Raw genomic sequence first — 17374 nt, 5'->3', positions numbered from 1 at the left:
CCAGAAACCCTTGCTAAGAAATTTGACCGTACACCCAAATGGGGATTGCTATAGTGCTTCATGGCAGTTTTCCGATAGGCTTTAGTCTAACCATTAGGGTCGTCGATGAAAGCGAAAGATCTGATTCCATTAATTCTCCTTGTCTTTGTCCCTATTTCGGCGGCTGCCGACTTTTTGCATTGGGGATCTACAGCAGTTTTTGTGACCTCTGCTCTGGCGATCGTGCCTCTGTCCATCTGGCTCAGTACGGCAACTGAAAAAATTGCGGTTTTTACAGGTCCATCCATTGGCGGGCTGGTGAATGCATTCTTTGGGAATGCAACTGAACTGGTAATTGCCCTCGTTGCGCTGAGAGCCGGATTGATTGAGATTGTCCAGGCCAGCATTACAGGCACTATCCTGAGTGACTTATTGGTGCTGATGGGACTTGCCATGTTTACAGGGGGATTGCGTTATAAAGAACAGGAATTCAAACCAATTCTGACCAAGGTAAATGGCTCGTCGATTACACTGGCAGTGATTGCGATCGCCCTCCCCACACTGGTCATTACCACCTCCGGTAGATTTGATGAGGTGGACATCCCCGATATCTCCCTGGCAACGGCAACCGTATTAATAGTGGTTTATGGCTTAACCTTGTTATTCTCTCTCAAAACACACAGCTATCTTTACGATGTCGGACTGGCGGACGAGGATTTAATCGATTCCCCAGAAAACCCCAATGATGCATCGCCTCAAGCCTCAAAAACAACAAAGTTAATGATCTGGATTATCGTGTTGTTGCTTTCAACCGTTGTCGTTGCCTTTGAATCGGATCTGTTTGTCAGTGTGGTGGAGCCAGAAACCAAACGCTTGGGATTGACACCCCTGTTTACTGGGGTAATCGTGATTCCCTTTATTACAGACATTGCAGGCTTTGTCACCGTTACCCGACTTGCCATAAAAAACCAGATGGATCTCACAGTTGCCACCGCTACCGGCGACAGTCTTCTGGTTGCCCTCTTTGTTGCCCCTGTGCTGGTTTTTGTCGGTCAGTTCATTGGTCAACCGATTGATCTCAACTTCAATCCGTTTGAAGTCGCCGCCCTGGCGATCGCGGTGTCAGTCACCAACCTGATCAGTTCTGGTGGACGCTCTAACTGGCTGGATGGGGCTTTACTTCTGGCAACCTATCTTCTTCTGGGAGTGGCATTCTATTACCATCCTGCCTGACTTAGGTAGCAGGGATCAGAGTATGGGATATAGCTTGCTTCCCGCAGGGTGGGCTAAATCACACATTCAGCAATGCCGATGTACTGAAAACCGGGATGAATTGGAGCAAAGGCTTCGATGCGATCGCTCAGCCGCATGGTTGAGCCTCCCGTAGCTTTTTTATCCCCAGAATTAGTCATACCTTTTTTTCTTCCAGAGAAGACTCTCACTGTTTATTTCGAGGCAGCTTTGAATCGTCTACCGTGCCAGAATGTTGGGGACTTATAAAACCTCCAATAAAAGGGTATGCCCAACCTTTCGCCATCCGGCTTTAGTTTCAGCAAGCTTTCTATCCGTCGTCATATTGGCATTCTGATGTTGATGCTGACGGTGCTGGTTTTGGGCTTCTTTTTCCTGGTTCGCCTGCCAGTTGACCTGCTGCCCTCCATCACCTATCCCCGGATTGGTGTGCGTCTGGATGCACCAGGCATTTCCCCGGAAGTTGCCGTCGATGAGATTACTAAGCCACTGGAGCAGGCACTATCCACCACGGAAGGGGTCGTTCAAATCTATTCTCAAACCCGTGAGGGACAGGTCAGTCTGGACTTGTTTTTTCAACCAGGAAGCAATATCGACCAGGCGTTGAACGACGCAACCGCCACTTTCAACCGCTACCGCAACCGGTTGCCAGACGATTTGGAGTCTCCCCGGATCTTCAAATTTGACCCAACTCAATTGCCAGTCTATGAGTTTGCGCTAACCTCAGCCAGCTTGCGTGATGTGGCATTGCGGGTGTTTGCGGATGAAGAACTTGCCCGCGAGTTAACCGTTGTGCCAGGGGTTGCTTCTGCGGATGTCTCTGGTGGATTAAGGGAGGAAGTGCGGGTCAAAGTAGACTTGAATCGCTTGCAGTCGCTAGGGCTGGGGGTGAATGATGTCCTGGATGGGTTGAGAAAACGAAATCAGGATATTTCTGGCGGACGCATCTTAGGGCAGAATGCTGAACCGTTGACCCGTTCAGTCGGGCGATTTCGGAATGCAGGCGAGATCCGAGAAGTGCAGTTTGAGGTCAGGAGCCAGGGGGTAGGAGTTGGGAGTCAACCAGGAAATGCAACTCCGAACTCCGGCATCCCAACTCCGAACTTGTCCCAACAGGTTTACCTGCGAGACTTTGCCGAGGTGATTGACGGGACGGAAGAAGAGCGGGTGTTAGTCAACCTGAATGGAGAACCTGCCGTTAAGGTCAGTATTCAGAAGCAACCAGAAGCGAATACGGTGCAGGTCGTGGAAGGGGTGAAGCGACGGATTGAGGAGTTGCGTCAGGCGGGGTTGATTTCGGAAGACATGGTGATTACGCCCACGCTGGATGAGTCACGCTTTATCAACAACTCGATCGCCAATGTCACCACAGCAGGACTATCCGGGGCACTGCTGGCAGCGATCGCGGTTTTTCTCTTCCTTGGTTCTCTGCGGCAAACCTTGATTATTGTGATTGCCATTCCCCTGGCAAGTCTGGCAGCAGTGATTTTGATGGGGTTTTTTGGGTTGTCGCTGAATATTTTTAGTCTGGGTGGGCTGGCGCTTGGAGTTGGCATTGTGGTAGACAACTCGATCGTCATGCTGGAAAACATTGCCAATCGGGTCAGTCAGCATTCCTTCATGGAGAATGGGCATTCTTCCCATGGAAATGGCAATGGAAATGTTAATGGCAATAGCAATGGCAATGGCAGTGACAATGGACGAGCAACAAGGGGCGATGCCGGAGAAGATGGGGAGACGGCTCAACCTGAAACCACTCGAAAAAGCCAAATTCTGCGGTTGGCTGAGTCCAGCGGCGAGGAAGTAGAATCCGCTCTGGTGGCATCGACTGCAACAAACCTGGTATCGGTGTTGCCGTTTTTACTATTGGGCGGATTTGTTTCCCTGTTGTTTAATGAACTGATTCTGACGATCAGTTTTGCGGTAGCCGCTTCCTTGTTTATTGCGCTGACGGTTGTGCCGATGATGACTTCGCGGTTGTTGACTGTGCGCTGGTCTAGTCAGATGAACCAGTTCTGGCTGATCCAAACATTCAATCGCAAGTTTCATGCGCTCACCCTGTCTTACGGAATGTTACTGGCAAGGCTATTGCGACGGCGATCGCTGGTGATTGCGGTAGCCGTGCTGATTCTGGGTGGGAGTAGCCTGCTGATGGTGGGTCAAATTCCCCAGGAGGTGTTGCCTCGCATCAATACGGGACAGGCAACCCTATTTGCCCAGTTCCCGCCCGGTACGTCTCTGGCAACCAACCGCCGGGTGATGGAAACGGTTGATCAGATTGTGCAAACCCAGCCAGAGACTGAGTATGCTTTTACCACTATGGGGGGCAATATTTTTGCCAGCTTTGTGTTCTCCAACCCCACGCGCAGTTCGAGTACCATTACTCTGAAATCGGGAACGGATGTGGTTGCCTACACCCAGCGAGTCAGTCGAGAACTGGATCAACTCAATCTGGCAGGAATTCGTCTGCGGTTGGTACCTGGTAATGTGCGGGGGCTGAATTTGAACAACTCCCCAATTCGTAATGCGGATGTGGATGTGGTGCTGCAAGGGCAAAATCCTGAGGTGTTGCGTCAGGCAGGGCGGCAAGTACTGGCGGCTCTAGATGAACAGGCAACGTTAGCGAACTTCCGCCCAGATGGAGATGATCGCCAACCGGAAGTGCAGATCAATCCCGATTGGGAACGAGTCGCTGCCCTGGGGTTGACTGCCCAGGATATTGGCAATACCTTGCAAACGGCGATCGAGGGTTCAGTTCCAACTCGCCTCCAGCGCCAGGATCGTCTGGTGGATATCCGGGTGCAGCTTGACAAAAATCTGGTACAACAACCCTCTCAACTACGGCAATTGCCCCTGTTTGCCAGTAACAAAGCGCTGGTGCAACTGGGAGATGTGGCTCGAATTGAAGAAGGACAGGCTCCCGGTGAAATTCAGCGAATTAACCAGCGTCCGGTTTTTTTAATCGCGGGCAACTTAAACAAAGGCGCAAGTTTGGGGGCAGCCCTGTCCCAAGTAGAAACCACCCTGTCTGAGCTAGATCTACCGGAGGGAGTCACTGTTCTACCGGGTTATGCTGCCCGAACCAACCAGGAGTTGCAAGCATCGCTCAAGATTTTGGGGATGCTGGCAGCCTTTCTGGTATTTGTTGTGATGGCGGTGCAGTATAACTCTCTGGTTGACCCGCTGGTAATTATGCTGACGGTGCCCTTAGCCCTGGCAGGTGGTATTTTGGGGTTGTTCGTGACCCAGACGGCGATCGGCATTACGGTTCTGGTTGGTGCGGTTTTGCTGGTGGGAATTGTGGTGAACAATGCCATCATCATGGTTGAGACGGCAAACCAGATCCGGGAGCAGAAATCGGTTGACCGTGCCACCGCCATCCTGAAAGCCGCGCCCCAGCGTCTCCGCCCGATTATGATGACGACGATTACAACGGTGTTGGGGCTGTTTCCGCTGGCACTGGGTCTGGGAGAAGGGTCTGAGTTTCTTCAGCCATTAGGGATTGTGGTTTTTTCCGGCCTATCCCTGGCAACCTTGTTAACCCTGTTCATCATTCCCTGCTTCTACGTTCTGCTGCATGAGTCGATTGGAAAGCTGCCAGGGCAAGCAGGAGTTAGGGTACCGGGTATGGGGTATCCGGTGTTGGGTCGTAGGGAAGTGAGGGAAAAAGGGGGAAGGGGGAGGAGTTGAGAGTTGAGAGTTTTGAGTTGGTGATGTAGCAAGGGAGCAGACAGGGCGATCGCTATAGATCAGGAGGGTTGTGGAGCATAGTTGGTGAAGCTTTCAGAGTTAACTTAATTGACTGCGGAACTTATAGACGCTGATACTCATCAGAATGACGGCAAACCCCAATAGTGCCAGGGCATTTATCCAGAGCACTTCCAGTCCCACTCCTTTGAGCAGAATTCCCCGAATGATAGCAATGTAATGACGCAGCGGATTGAACAGCGACAGGATTTGGAAAAACAGGGGCATAGTTTCGATGGGTGCGATCGCCCCGGAGGTCTGAATCAGTGGCAGGTTGATAAAAAATGCCGTCAGCACCACCTGCTGCTGGGATTTAGAAATCGTTGCCAGCATAATTCCCACACTGATGCCGACAAACAGGTACAACCCTGAAAGCACCATAAACAGCAAAAAACTGCCCCGAAACGGGACACCAAATACGGCTCGTCCAATCGTCAACGCCAACAACACATCCCCCATCATTAGGACAAATAAGGGCACAATTTTTGCCAGCAAAATTTCCCACGGTTCCGCCGGGGTCATGAGCAACTGTTCCAGCGTACCTGTGTCCTTTTCCTTCACCACTGTCACGGCTGACACCAGCGTTCCAATCAACGTGATCACCAACCCCATCACCCCCGGCACAAAAAACCAGCTACTCGTTAACCCTGGATTGTAGAGAAACGTCACCTGGGTAGTGACTGGCAACGTCACTGGGTTGAGCGCAAGACTACGATTGTATTGCTGAATAATTTGCGTCATGTAACCGCTGGCAATCCCAGCGGTGTTGGCATCAACACCATCAATAAACACCTGCACCTCTGCCGTTTTTCCATCGGCAATATTGCGTGGAAACTCCGGTGGAATCACCAAACCCGCCGTCAGTTTTCCCATCTCCACCTGTTGTGCCAGTTCCCGCTCGCTGGTGGGATAAGTTTTGGCAATAAAGATTTTGTTTTCAGTTAAGGCAGAAACGAGTTCTCGACTGGCAGAGACATTCGCATAGTCCACCACTCCCAACGGTAAAAAACGCACATCTGGGTTGAGGGCAAAGCCATAAATCAATAGTTGCAGCGTGGGTGGAATGGTGAGCAACACCAGTAATTGTTTAGTCCGAAAAATCTGGTTCACTTCCTTGCGCACCAGTGCCCAGAAGCGGCTATCAAAAAAGCCTTTTAAGAAAAGGAGGAAGGATTTCATCATCAATAGGGCAATTGCATTTTCTTCAGTAAGCGACGGGAAATATTAAACAGTAAAAAACCGATCGCAAAAATCATCAAGATATCAAACCAGACACCAGCCCAACCAATCCCTCGCACAAAGGCATCACGGGTGACCACAATGAAATAACGGGCAGGAACAATGTTGGAAATGAGTGATAGGGGGAACGGAATGTTACTTAATGGGTAAATAAAACCAGACAATAGGAAAGCAGTCAGAAATCCGATCAGTGAGACTCCCTGAACTGCCGAATTCTGATTGTTGCTCCGTACACCCAAAAATAGTCCAAACATAATTGCTGCACTGAGGTAGATGGGGGTGCCAATCAAGAGTGGAGTTGGATCACCGGCAAAGCCCACTTGAAATACCACCCCCCCTAAACCCATGACAATGATTGCCTCACAAAGACCAACCAGAACATAGGCTAACCCCTTGCCCAGCAAAAGTTCTGAGGCGGTCAGGCTAGAGGCATAGACCTGTAAAATCGTGCCTTTTTCTTTCTCGCGCACCATAGCGATCGCCGCCAGCAATGATGGAAAAATCCACAGTACAACCGCATAAACTCCCGGCACAATGTAGAGGGATTCTTTGCGTCCAGGGTTAAACCACAGGCGAATTCTGGCTCTCACCCGGTCAACCCGATCCACTAAGCCATCATTGGTGAGAAAGAAATTTGTCGTTGCCTGAATGCTGTTTTTAATTACCCGTGCATTGTTGGCATCCGTTCCATCCACTAAAACCTGTACGGCGCTTGACTTATCTGCCTTAATCCGACGGCTAAAGTCAGGGGGAATAATCACGGCTGCTTTCGCAATTCCCTGATCCAGCGCTTCATCCACTGGAATATCACCCGACCACCGCACGGGCTGAAACTGATTGGTTGCAAATAAACGCTCAATATAAGTCCGACTTAAATGGCTACGGTCAAAGTCTTGAATCACCAGTGGAATATTTTTTGACTCTAACCGAATCGCAAAACCAAAAATGAATAGACTCAGTAACGGCAACAGAAAAGCTAGCCCTAACGTAATGCGATCGCGCCGAAACTGAGCAAGTTCTTTGACACACTGAGCAAAAATACGCTTCATGGACTCTCAACTCTCAACTTTTAACTTCATAATTCCTAACTCCTCTCAGTTCGCTGTACCGTTCCAATAAATGCATCCTCCAGAGAGTAGGGGATGGGGCGGAGAGATTGGATATGAATGTTACCCGATTGAAGAATTGACTGAAGTTCAGGAATATCGCGATCTGGATCGTCTACGACAACGTGGAGGCGATCGGCAAAGATGGAAACCCGCCACGGTTCTAAGGTCTGCTTGAGCAAATCGGATGCTGCCTGGTTATAGTCGGGTTTAATTTCAACCAATTCGCCGGGTTGAGCCGCCTTAATTTGGCTGGGAGAACCTTCTATCACCGTTTCGCCTGCCACCAGAAAACTCATGCGGTTACACTGCTCTGCTTCTTCTAAATAGTGCGTAGTAACCAGGATGGCAGTGCCGCGACGGGCAAAGTCATTAATCAATCGCCAGAACTGCCGCCGCGCCAGGGGGTCTACTCCCGATGTGGGTTCATCTAGAAACAGAATCTCCGGTTCGTGCATGACCGAAGCCCCAAAGGCGACCCTCTGTTTCCAGCCGCCGGGAAGTTGCCCGGTGACGAGGTTTTCCTGCCCTTCCAGCCCACAGGTTGTAATCACCCAGTCAATCTTGTCCTGTTGCAACCGACGGGGAATGCCATACACTCCCGCATAAAATTGCAAGTTTTGTAGAATCGTCAGATCGTCGTAGAGCGTAAACTTCTGGCTCATGTAGCCAATCCGTCGCCGCAGGGTCTGACTCCGCAAGTTACCCGTTTCGCCACCGAGGGCAATATCCCCAGAACTGGCTTCCAGCAATCCACAGAGCATTTTAATCGTCGTTGTCTTCCCAGCTCCGTTGGCACCTAGTAACCCAAAGATCTCGCCGTATTGCACCTCCACATTCACATTTTTGACCGCCTGGAAATTCCCAAACATCCGGTTCAGGTTGCGGGCGTAAATAGCAGGGGTTGTGGAAATGCGATGAGTCGCCGTCTGGCGCGTTTGGGGAAATGGGATAAAGGGTGGGGCAGACCCCTGCTGACGCAAACGGGTCACAAATACGTTTTCCAGGGTGGGCTGCATCCGGTCAATCTGTTCGATCGACAGTTGGTGGTGATTAAACAGTTCGCGTACCTGGGTTTCTCCTACCTCAGGATCGCTAACTAGAATATCGAGGCGATCGCCAAACGTCTGCACATCCACAATTTCGGATTTTAGATTTTGGATTGGGAATTTTCTCCCGTCACCCCTCCTCTGCTCCTCTTCCCCCCCTCTCCCTCTCTCCCACCCCTCCATCAACACCTGCTCTGCCACCTGCAACTGGCTGGTACGGACTTCCAACCGATGCAATCCCAGGCTGTCCTTGAGTTCAGCCGGTGTCCCAATTTGCTGAATTTGCCCACCATAGATCAGCCCCACCCGGTTACAACGTTCGGCTTCGTCCAGGTAGGGGGTTGCGACCACAATGGTGACTCCTTCATCTGCCAGCGCTGCCAGCACATCCCAAAACTCCCGCCGCGAAACTGGATCAACTCCGGTGGTGGGTTCGTCCAGTAACAGCACTTCTGGCTTATAGATCAGGGAGCAACAGAGTGCCAGTTTTTGCTTCATTCCCCCCGAAAGCTGACCTGCCAGACGGCTACCAAACGGCTCCAGATCCATTAGACGGAGGTACTTTTGTCGCCGCTCCCTCAAAAGGCGATCGGGCACATTCCGTAACCCGGCGACGTAGCGCAGATTTTCGTCAATGCTGAGATCCGGGTACAGGGAAAACTGCTGTGTCAGGTAGCCAATGCCCAACCGGGCATCACGGGGTTTCTGCCCTAAAACCTGTACCGTGCCCAGCGTAGCTTCCATCACCCCACCCAAAATGTGAAAGGTGGTGGTTTTTCCAGCACCATCGGGACCAATCAACCCAAAGACTTCGCCCCTTTGAACCGAAAAGCTAATACCCTGTAGTGCTGTCAATCTGCCGTAACGTTTGTGCAGAGCTTCGACGTGGATAATGGGGTATGGGGAGTGCGGAGTGGGGAGTGGGTATTGGAGGTCAGAGAGATTTGGACTGGAAGGATTTTGCTGGCTTTTCATCACTTACCTCTACAGCTAAAACAGCAGAAAACCCTACCTCACCACCTCTCCCTCCACCCTGCGGCAACACCAAAAGCGAACACCCTCTCTAACAACCCACAACCCACAACCAATAACTAAACAATCAATAACTGCTTCGCCTTCACCCCACCCTGCGGGAACGCCAACGGCGACCCTTCTCTAACAACTAACAACTAACAACCAACAACCAACTCCCCCTCACTCCTCCCCCCTCACTCCTCCCCTTTCATCCAGCACAATTTCCGCATCCGCAGGCATTCCAGGTTTGGCATAGCCCGCCGGTTGGTCGATCGCAAGTTTGATGCCAAACACCTGTCTCACCCGGTCTTCCCGAAAGTAAATGTTTTCAGGGGTAAAGGAGGCTTGCGGGTCTACAGCGGCAACTCTGGCATTCAAGGGTTGGTTAGGGTTGGAGTCGAGAAATACTTTTGCCCGCTGACCAATGCGAACCTTACCGATATCTCCGCCAGGGACAAAGCCCCGCATATAAACCGTGTTCAGATCAATCACGCTGAGTAGAGTTCTACCACTGGTCACTACGGATCCCGGTTCTACTGTGCGGGCAGTGACCACGCCATCAATCGGGCTGGTGACATTCAGAAAAGCAATTTGTGCCTGGATCTGTTGCTGGGCAGCGATCGCATTTTTTACGTCCGCCTGGGCAGCTTGCAGAGCAGCGATCGCCCGTTTGCGCTGCTCCGTTAGGGCGGACAGTTGAGCACTGCGAATGGCGGGATTCAGGTTGGATGACTGCGCCAGCGCTAACCCCCCTCTGGCAGCTTCAACCTGTTTTCTCACTGCCTCGACCTTTGCCTGGGCGGTTTCGTAGGTGGTCTGTGCCTGATCAAACTGCTGGGCGGCTACGGCTCCTGCCTGGACGAGTTGGGCGGAGCGATCGCGATTAACCCTTGCCAGGGCTAACTGAGCCTGCGCCTCCTGTAACTGTGCCTCTGTGGTTGCGATGTTCGACTGCGCCTGGTACACCCGCCCCAGTGTGTCCTGTTGAGCCTGGACAACGTTGAGTTGGGACTCCCGCATTTGGCTTTCCACCACATCTATTTGTAACCGTGCCTGCTGTTCTTGCTGGCGAGCCGCCGCAATTCTGGCTTCAGCCCCCCGCAGTTGTGCCTGAATCTCATCATCGTTAATCCGCAGAATCAGTTGTCCTTTCTGCACTTCATCCCCTTCGCGCACAGCAACATAGTCCACTCGCCCGCCAGCCCTTGCGCCCACATCCGTTTCGTAGCCTTCAATCCGCCCACTCAACCGCAGCCCAGTTTCGATCGGGCGGGATAGAAAATACCAGATAGAGCCAGTGACAGCGGCGATCGCCACAATCCCGATTGGAATCAAAAACCTGGCGCGAGACTTTTGCTGCTTGGAGGCTAGCGGTTCAGTAGCCGGTGGAGACGGGGTGGGTGGGGAAACACTCTGACTCATTGCCAAGACCAAACACTGAGATTTGTAGAGGGGATGACAATCATACTAGACGGTCTAGTATGATTAGACAACGCACTTTTGAAAAAGTTAATGCAGGTTCAGATAGGGATTAGGTGTTAGGGATGGTAGACAGATTTATGCCAAGTTCTACTAGGGTGAGGCAGGGTTATTTTTTAAGGGTTTTCAACCTTTTACAGCAGTTTTCAAATGCGTAGACCACGGCAAAGATGGGGAGTAGGGAGTGGGGAGTGGGGAGTAGGAAATTGTGTGGCTTAACCAAATGAAAATCGCTGTAAGAAATTCTTGACAGACCACCAGCCGTTGTTTTTGCAGCTTTTATTTCTAGCTTTTGTCCCTATGCTTGAACGCTCTACTTCTCAGCCTGAAAATTTTCTCACTCACCCTTCGGAAAGTGCCGCAGGAGGAATTAATCAAAAGCGAGAGCAGATCTTGCAAGGGGCAATGCGAGTCTTTCTCACTTTGGGCTACGCCAGTACGAGCATGGACCGGGTGGCGACTGAAGCGAAGGTTTCAAAACAAACGATTTACAGCCACTTTCAAGATAAGGAAGGCTTGTTTAAGGCACTGATGGAGCGCGTCACGATTGATCGAGTGCGGGACCTGTTTGGTGAGGTAGAAGAACTGTCGGGTGAACCAGAAAGGGTGCTTCCCCGGTTTGCCACCGTACTCCTGACCGTCATGGCTGACCAGGACTATGTTTCGTTGTTACGACTGATTATTGCCGAGTCGGTGCGCTTCCCCGAACTGGCACAGCTTTACACCTGTACCGTGATTCAACGAGGGCGACACCTGCTCTCTCGCTACTTTAGCTCCAGACCCGAACTGGAAATTACTGACCCGGAAGCCACTGCCCAGATCTTTGTTGGCTCCCTGGTCTCCTATGTGCTGGCACAAAAAATTCTTCATGGTGAGCAAACGATACCGATTGAGCGCGATCGCATGATCAATAGTCTGATCGCTTTAATGCTGAAACATCAGCAGTCAGGCATCGCTGAATACCCCAACCACTAAATACCCCTATAGCGTTTCTTTATTAGCACCACCCGGTACAGAGACCTCAACCAGGCATTTATTTCTTGCTAACTTCAGTGATCACTGAGTAGACAAGAAACGCGAGCACAATCCCAGCCAATATCAGTTCAAACGACATGTCACAGCTCTAAAGTATCCTAGATAATGATTCGCCTAAAGTTTTTACTCCGACGTTGCTGGTTCAAGGGACGAAGATAGAAAATACTTGCCAGAAACTTTCACTTTAAAGAGTATAAACGCAACTTTATCTTCCTGATCTCTATCTCCACTCCCCCGCTGGTTGCAAGATTTTGGGCAATCATGTCATCATTAGTTCAAATGTATTGAGCGATCGCGGTTAGCCTCTGGGCTTGCAACCGGATTATCGTTGTTGCAGTGAATCATCAAAAGAATTCTGCTACCAACTGGTCATTTGGCTGCATCATGGAGTCTGTCAACACCCGCCCGGAGGGAGTAAGCGATTGTACCCCTATTGTCAGCCTACCCATCATCAGCCTACCGATTGTGAGCCTACCGATTGTGAGCCTACCCCAGTCCTGGACTCAACCATCCCCCCCTACCTGAACCCATCCATTTTCTAGGCAGATTAGGGAACCCCCGGCATGATTCTACTCCTCACAGATGTATTTCTGCTGTTGACCCAGGTTCTCCTGTGGATGGTGGTTGGGCTGGTCACCTGGTTTGTCCTGCTCAAAGCGCTGCCCAGGGCATTTTTGAGCCTGCTCGTTCTGCTGCTCATCCTGGTGGTACTGGCGCTTTCCTTTGTCAGCGGACCTCCCGTAGACGGCGGTGTTTTAGAGATTCTCTGGCGGATTATTTCCTTTCCCTTCACCCCATTGGGCTTGGGGATTATTCTGCTGGCAATCCTGCTTTCACCCAATAAGCTCAGTAAGCTCGTCCGCCGCATCATGCTGTTTGGTCTGATTCTCCTGGCACTGAGTAGCCTGCCGATTGTGGCTTATTATCTGGCTCAGGAATTGGAATTGGAGGCAATTGAACTGATTTGTCCGGCTCCGGCTTTAGACACTGGGGCACGACGAGTCATTGTTTTACTGGGGCAGGGCACTACTCGCCCCTATCTTAGACCTGCCACCGCTACCACTACCACCACCCAGGAAGGAGCCTGGCTCCCTCAAGATGGTTCCCTGAGTGAAGACGATTCTAGAATGCTGGCTCAACTGCCCCTGCGATCGCCCAACGCCAGCCCCCTCCTCCTGGCGGCGTTTTTACCTGCATCGAGTAACCCGTCTGGGGCTGTCCGCTCACAAATCCCACCATTCGGAGGTGTGGTTTCTAATGCTGCTCCCAGTCCGATCAATGGAGAAGAGTATCTCGTGGCACAGGCTCCGCGAGAACCAGGGAATGTCCGACCCGTTCAAGGCTCTCAAGATTTGGAACAACAAGCACAGGAACTAGAAAGACAGGCAGAAGAAATGAAGAGGAGAGCCGAACAAGGATCTGACAGACTGGATGAACTAAAGCAGAAAGCAACGGAAGGAGAGGATCGCATAAACGAAATGAAGAAGCGGGCAGAGGAACGGGCACAACGCGCCAGTGAGCTCAGAAAACGGGCAGAAGAAAGACGGCAAAGAGATCTTGAACGACAACAACGAGAATTGCCACCTGAAAGAAGAAGCCCCTCTCCAGAGCCAACGACTTCTCCCGCTCCGCAGGAATCCCCTGCTGGACCGCGCCCCAATATTGTCATCACTCGTGAGGCTTATGACGTTTTGACTGGGCAACCAGTGCAGTTGACTGACCGGGGAAACCGCCTCATCTATGCCGCCCAACTGTATCAGCAAGAATCGGCAAATAACCCGTTGATTCTGGTTAGCGCTTCAACCCATACCACTCGCAGACAACAGGAAGGGGAGAGACGGGAAGATATTTCTGAAGCCGCCGATGTTCAACGGTTTTTGACCACAACCATGCAGGTTCCCGCTTCTGGTATTCTTCTGGAACATAACAGCCGGTCGGTTCGTAGAAGTGCCGACAATGTAAGAAGGCTGCTGGCGGATCAAAATATTAACTTTGGTAATCAACTTACCCTGGTTATGACTGGCATGAATATGAACCGGGCGGCATGGACGTTCTGGCGGGCATTTGACAACAATACAACCATCGTGGTTCGCCCAACCGATTTTCACACTATTCCTTCCCCTGCCAATATTGGTGATTTAGCTACGGGAGCCGATCGGGTTGAGCGTCAGATTCAGGCATCCGACTTTTTGCCCAATGCGGATGCGCTCTACTTGAGTACGCAAGCGATCGACGAATACATTAGTTCTATCTACTATTTCCTGCGCGGCTGGATTAGACCCCTGCGGGATCCGGTCTGTCCCACTCCAAGTCAACCCGAACCCCCAACCCCAACTCCAACTTCAATTCCTGTCAATCCCCCGAGACCTCCTCGTCCTCCTGGAGGGCAATTCCCTCCCCCTGGACCGGGACCTGACGACGGGACACAGGTTACTCCTCCACGTAGGTGGTAATTTGCTAATTGCTCTCCTCCTTTCCTCCGCTCCTTCCCCTCGCCACTCCTGGTTCCCCACCCAGAAAGACCACATCTAACCGAGAATTGCTATAGGATCAGAGAGTTTCCGCATTGATAAGGTTCGTTCACAATGGCTCAATCCCGACTGCGAAAATTGGGGGCTTACCTCCGTCCCCACTGGAAACAAGCAGGTTTGGGTATCTTTGCGCTTTTCATTACCAATGCTCTGGGGGTCTACATTCCGCTGGAAATTCGGAATGGGATTGACAGATTGAGGGTGGTATTCAGTTTCGACCAGATTCTCCATTACGTGGTGGTGGTGATTGTGCTGGCATCGGCGATGTGGATCGTGCGAATGCTGTCGCGCGTCTGCCTATTTGGGGTGGGTCGCCAGGTTGAGTTTGACCTGAAACAGAAAATTTTTACCCACTTACTGGGGCTGGAACCCTCCTATTTTTCTGCCAATACGGTTGGAGACTTAATTAACCGGGCAACCAGTGATGTTGATAATATTCGTCGGTTACTGGGGTTTGCGGTGCTGAGTTTGGCAAATACCGTGTTTGCCTATGGTTTGACGTTGCCGGTCATGCTGGCAATTGATTGGCAACTAAGTTTGCTGTCGCTATCCGTGTATCCAGTCATGCTGGTACTGGTGCAGTTGTTTAGTAATCGTCTCCGTCTGGAGCAAATGACGGTTCAAGAAGAACTTTCCAACCTGAGTGAACTGATCCAGGAGGACATGAGCGGCATTGGGTTGGTCAAGATTTATGCCCAGGAGGAAAATGAACGACAGGCATTCCATCAAATTAACAAGCAACTGATGGATGCCAACCTGGATCTGGCAAAGACACGCAATCTTCTGTTTCCTTTGTTGCGCGGGTTAGCCAGTATCAGTCTGCTGATTGTGCTGTGGTTTGGTGGCAGGGCAATGGAAACGGGCAGAATTACGGTTGGTGATTTTATTGCCCTGTTGCTCTATGTGGGGCAATTGGCGTTCCCAACGGCACTGTTAGGGTTCACTATCACGGCATACCAGCGAGGTGAAGTCAGCATTGACCGGATTGAAACGATCCTGACGGTTGAGCCAAAGGTTCAGGATCAGCCGGATGCGATCGCCCTCCTGCGATCGGATGTGCGAGGTAAGCTAACTGCCCGTGACCTGACCTTCACCTATCCCTCGGTGGATGGACATACTCCGGTACAACCTGCCCTCAACCACGCCAGTTTTACGATTGAGCCACAGGAAACCGTTGCCATTGTGGGTCCGATCGGTTCGGGTAAATCTACCCTGGCAAATGCGTTGCCACGGCTGCTGGACATTGCCCCTGGTCAACTGTTTGTCGATGGCTATGACATTACCCAGGTGCGTCTGCACGACTTGAGAGGGGCGATCGCCTATGTCCCGCAGGACAGCTTTCTATTCAGTACGACGATCAAAAACAATATTCGCTATGGCGATCCGGGTGCAGATGAGGATCAGGTGATTGAGGCGGCAAAGCAAGCCCAGATCCACAGCGAAATTTTGAATTTTCCCCAGCAGTACAAAACCATCGTCGGTGAGCGGGGCATTACCCTCTCCGGTGGTCAACGGCAGCGAACCGCCCTCGCTCGCGCTTTACTGGTAGACGCTCCGATTTTGATTCTGGATGATGCCCTTTCCAGTGTAGATAACCAGACGGCGACTCAGATTTTGAAAAATCTATCGGAAGGCACCAACCGCAAAACCGTTGTGTTTATTTCTCACCAACTTTCGGCGGCTGCCAGTGCCGATCGCATTTTTGTCATGGATCAGGGGGCGATCGTTCAAATGGGCACCCATACCGAACTGGTTGAGCGATCGGGGCTTTACCAATCCCTCTGGAACCAGCACAAGCTAGAAGAGGTGCTGGAATAGTTTCAGTCAGGCAAATCATAGGTAGTGTAGGTCATGCGTAACCTTACTAAGCGCAATGACGGGATGTTATGCAGAAAAATCCGTAGGATCAATTCTTAATCAGCAGTGAATGCAACAAGTAACCTATGTGGACTGCACAGCGCGGGTTTTCGCGTTTAGGGCAAGAACAGCTACTGACTTCTGTATCAAATTAGAAAAATATGAGCAAGAAGCCAAAGGTAAAGAGACTCAATAGCACCAAAATCAGAGCAAAGATTGCTGGATAAGGGGCGTGATTCATTTGGTCAAGGTACGCATTAACTTTTTGGTCTTTCTCTTCAGGATGCCAAATCATTGGTTTCATGATTTTTACCTCGCCTAGTCAATTTTGAGGACTTGCTCACACCTTCAGCCTGACTAGCTAGATCAACAGCGGTAACGATCGCTGTTAGGAAATTTTTACAAGCGTTTTATGGATGACTTGTATTCAATGACCACTCTACTTAAAGGGTAAGTTATTGTTACTTTTTCAAATCTAAAAAGCCGTATAAACTTAACTCTTGTTATCAAAAAACACAGAAGTGTTGAATCCAGATATAAAACTTCATATTTCAGTGGACACTTCAATGGACAAGTGCCTCTGGGAGGAAATCATAGCTCCAGTGGACGATGGAGCAACGACGACTGAATTCTAATTGTAAATTAGCTAAACTTCTCCAACAATCGATGCCCATAAAAGGCAGGAATTTCCATCAACTCTAGAATCAAATAGGCAATCAGTACCACGTAGATTTGAATCATCACTCCGTTAACGCCTTTACAAATCAAGCGGTCGAGTTTGAGATGCATTTTCAAGAAATTCCACAGCAGTTCAATGTACCAGCGGTTACGATAGATTTCACCAATCTCCTCATTGCTCATCTGATCTAAATTTGTCGCCAAGAGAAACTCACTTCGACTCTCCAGGTCACAAAACCAAAAAACGCAATACCGTTCATGGTCAAGTTCGGTTTTAATGGTGTTTTTTATCCGCACGACGACGCGCTGTTGAGTGTCACTCAGATCAACCAAGAAATCCCAACATGCAAAGCCTATATCCATTATTCAAAAGCCGATCTCATGAATCATACTATTCACTGTTTCGGCA

The 17374-nt window shown here is 50.6% G+C and carries 11 protein-coding genes; 5 read left to right on the top strand and 6 right to left on the bottom strand.

Going from position 1 to position 17374, the window contains the following annotated elements:
- Positions 1–105: 105 nt before the first annotated feature.
- A complete protein-coding gene (gene cax / locus AC1S52_RS24345; RefSeq protein ID WP_482031630.1) occupies positions 106–1212 on the top strand; it encodes a calcium/proton exchanger in 1107 nt (368 codons plus the stop codon).
- A 53-nt stretch (positions 1213–1265) separates the two neighbouring features.
- On the opposite strand, the gene AC1S52_RS24340 is transcribed toward cax, so the two are convergent.
- Entirely contained in the window at positions 1266–1391 is a 126-nt protein-coding gene (locus tag AC1S52_RS24340) for a hypothetical protein (protein ID WP_482031629.1), read from the bottom strand.
- A 106-nt stretch (positions 1392–1497) separates the two neighbouring features.
- On the opposite strand from AC1S52_RS24340, the gene AC1S52_RS24335 reads away from it, so the two are divergent.
- Positions 1498–4920 (top strand): efflux RND transporter permease subunit, encoded by a 3423-nt coding sequence (locus AC1S52_RS24335; RefSeq protein WP_482031628.1) that lies wholly within the window; start codon positions 1498–1500, stop codon positions 4918–4920.
- A 99-nt stretch (positions 4921–5019) separates the two neighbouring features.
- Here the strand turns inward: AC1S52_RS24335 and AC1S52_RS24330 are convergent, their stop codons facing one another.
- From AC1S52_RS24330 to AC1S52_RS24315, 4 genes are all read right to left on the bottom strand, one after another.
- Positions 5020–6156 (bottom strand): ABC transporter permease, encoded by a 1137-nt coding sequence (locus tag AC1S52_RS24330; RefSeq protein ID WP_482031627.1) that lies wholly within the window; start codon positions 6154–6156, stop codon positions 5020–5022.
- Between the two features lie 2 nt (positions 6157–6158).
- Positions 6159–7265, bottom strand: a complete 1107-nt coding sequence (locus AC1S52_RS24325) for an ABC transporter permease (RefSeq protein ID WP_482031626.1) — start codon at positions 7263–7265, stop codon at positions 6159–6161.
- A gap of 35 nt (positions 7266–7300) precedes the next feature.
- Positions 7301–9346, bottom strand: coding sequence for an ATP-binding cassette domain-containing protein (locus tag AC1S52_RS24320; protein WP_482031625.1), 2046 nt, complete (start codon positions 9344–9346; stop codon positions 7301–7303).
- 219 nt (positions 9347–9565) lie between these two features.
- Positions 9566–10807: an HlyD family secretion protein gene (locus AC1S52_RS24315; protein ID WP_482031624.1), complete on the bottom strand. Its 1242-nt coding sequence runs from the start codon at positions 10805–10807 to the stop codon at positions 9566–9568.
- Positions 10808–11164: 357 nt separating this feature from the next.
- Between AC1S52_RS24315 and AC1S52_RS24310 the strand changes: the two genes are divergently transcribed.
- The 3 genes from AC1S52_RS24310 (at position 11165) to AC1S52_RS24300 (ending at position 16248) form a co-directional block, all read left to right on the top strand.
- Positions 11165–11839 (top strand): TetR/AcrR family transcriptional regulator, encoded by a 675-nt coding sequence (locus tag AC1S52_RS24310; RefSeq protein WP_482031623.1) that lies wholly within the window; start codon positions 11165–11167, stop codon positions 11837–11839.
- Between the two features lie 623 nt (positions 11840–12462).
- A complete protein-coding gene (locus tag AC1S52_RS24305; protein ID WP_482031622.1) occupies positions 12463–14352 on the top strand; it encodes a YdcF family protein in 1890 nt (629 codons plus the stop codon).
- A 132-nt stretch (positions 14353–14484) separates the two neighbouring features.
- Complete coding sequence (locus AC1S52_RS24300; RefSeq protein ID WP_482031621.1) at positions 14485–16248, top strand: ABC transporter ATP-binding protein; 1764 nt, start codon at positions 14485–14487, stop codon at positions 16246–16248.
- A 681-nt stretch (positions 16249–16929) separates the two neighbouring features.
- On the opposite strand, the gene AC1S52_RS24295 is transcribed toward AC1S52_RS24300, so the two are convergent.
- On the bottom strand, positions 16930–17328 hold the full coding sequence (locus AC1S52_RS24295) for a transposase (protein ID WP_482031620.1): 399 nt from the start codon (positions 17326–17328) through the stop codon (positions 16930–16932).
- Positions 17329–17374 lie beyond the last annotated feature (46 nt).

Source organism: Kovacikia sp. CALU 1929, from assembly GCF_056784235.1.
Note: the sequence above shows the minus strand (reverse complement) of the source record. Positions and strands in the feature narration are given on the sequence as shown.

Bases quoted from the DNA above. Each gene is read 5' to 3' on its own strand.
- cax (WP_482031630.1), top strand. From the start codon at position 106: ATGAAAGCGAAAGATCTGATTCCATTAATTCTCCTTGTCTTTGTCCCT.
- AC1S52_RS24340 (WP_482031629.1), bottom strand. From the start codon at position 1,391: ATGACTAATTCTGGGGATAAAAAAGCTACGGGAGGCTCAACCATGCGG.
- AC1S52_RS24335 (WP_482031628.1), top strand. From the start codon at position 1,498: ATGCCCAACCTTTCGCCATCCGGCTTTAGTTTCAGCAAGCTTTCTATC.
- AC1S52_RS24330 (WP_482031627.1), bottom strand. From the start codon at position 6,156: ATGAAATCCTTCCTCCTTTTCTTAAAAGGCTTTTTTGATAGCCGCTTC.
- AC1S52_RS24325 (WP_482031626.1), bottom strand. From the start codon at position 7,265: ATGAAGCGTATTTTTGCTCAGTGTGTCAAAGAACTTGCTCAGTTTCGG.
- AC1S52_RS24320 (WP_482031625.1), bottom strand. From the start codon at position 9,346: ATGAAAAGCCAGCAAAATCCTTCCAGTCCAAATCTCTCTGACCTCCAA.
- AC1S52_RS24315 (WP_482031624.1), bottom strand. From the start codon at position 10,807: ATGAGTCAGAGTGTTTCCCCACCCACCCCGTCTCCACCGGCTACTGAA.
- AC1S52_RS24310 (WP_482031623.1), top strand. From the start codon at position 11,165: ATGCTTGAACGCTCTACTTCTCAGCCTGAAAATTTTCTCACTCACCCT.
- AC1S52_RS24305 (WP_482031622.1), top strand. From the start codon at position 12,463: ATGATTCTACTCCTCACAGATGTATTTCTGCTGTTGACCCAGGTTCTC.
- AC1S52_RS24300 (WP_482031621.1), top strand. From the start codon at position 14,485: ATGGCTCAATCCCGACTGCGAAAATTGGGGGCTTACCTCCGTCCCCAC.
- AC1S52_RS24295 (WP_482031620.1), bottom strand. From the start codon at position 17,328: ATGGATATAGGCTTTGCATGTTGGGATTTCTTGGTTGATCTGAGTGAC.